This is a genomic window from Shewanella sp. 1180_01 (assembly GCF_052850535.1).
On sequence record NZ_VXCT01000146.1, the window covers coordinates 1 to 1,169 of the forward strand.

The window sequence follows — 1,169 nt, forward strand, 5'->3', positions numbered from 1 at the left end:
TGTTTGCCGAGAAAAATAAAAACCGACTTTAACACCCGTTTAAACCCAACTTAATCAGCTCTTACCCGAAATGGAAAAGGAAAAAATATCATGAACAAGGTTGTCAGTATTTCTCAATCAGAAGTGAAACCAGACCAACAGCAGCAGGTTATCGACGCAGTAAAAGCGATGATCGACGGCAAAAAAGTCACCCAAGCTAAATTGGCTAAAGAGATCGACGTCAGCACTAGCGTGATCAGCCAATACTTAAACGGCAAATATGACAACGGTGATAGCACTGCTGTGACAGAAAAGCTCACCGCATGGCTTGCCCTGCAGACGAACCGCGCCACAAACCCTGTCGCACCTAAGTTTGTGCAAACCCAAACTGCAAACCAAATCCATACCGCACTGGCCTATGCCCATGCAGCTGAGTGTATCAGCGTGGTATTTGGTGCCTCGGGCGTAGGTAAAACCACAGCGGCTAAACACTACGCCAACGATAACCCTAACGTGTGGATGATCACCGCTTCACCCAGCGCATCCAGCCTCAGCGAATGTTTGTATGAGTTGGCGTTAGAGCTGGGTATGGACGATGCGCCGCGCCGCAAAGGCCCATTGGCTCGCGCCATTAAGCGCCGTCTCATGGGTACGGGTGGATTGGTGATCATCGATGAGGCGGATCATTTGGATTACGCCACCCTCGAAGAACTGCGCATTTTGCAGGAACAAACCCAAGTCGGCATGGTGCTGGTTGGTAATAACCGCGTTTATGCCCAGCTAACAGGTGGCCGCCGCAATGAAGATTTTGCCCGTTTGTTTAGCCGTATCGCCAAAAAAGTCGGCATTCATAAAGCCAAGAAAAACGATGTGACCGCCATTGCCACCGCTTGGGGCATTCACGGCGACAGCGAACGCGCCTTGATGACTCAAATATCAGAACGCCCTGGTGCGCTGCGTCTGCTCAATCAAACCCTACGCCTCGCCGCCATGATGGCCAGCGGCAGCAATAGCGCCATTGGCGTTAACAATTTACGCGCCGCCTTTAAAGACCTCGAAGGCGTGGAATAACCCCGTTACCTAACCCGTTTAAGCATAAGCAAGGAGCAAGACATGAGACACCAAAACCCTAAATTCGATGTGATTAGCGCCCTAAGACTGCGCGGTATGAAGGTAATCCACAGTGGCGT

At 50.8% G+C, this 1,169-nt stretch carries 1 protein-coding gene; it reads left to right on the forward strand.

Annotated features, from left to right (window positions below; genetic code table 11):
* The first annotated feature begins 90 nt into the window (after positions 1–90).
* On the forward strand, positions 91–1,050 hold the full coding sequence (locus FW758_RS24535; RefSeq protein ID WP_263206595.1) for an AAA family ATPase: 960 nt from the start codon (positions 91–93) through the stop codon (positions 1,048–1,050).
* Positions 1,051–1,169 lie beyond the last annotated feature (119 nt).

Bases quoted from the DNA above. Each gene is read 5' to 3' on its own strand.
- FW758_RS24535 (WP_263206595.1), top strand. From the start codon at position 91: ATGAACAAGGTTGTCAGTATTTCTCAATCAGAAGTGAAACCAGACCAA.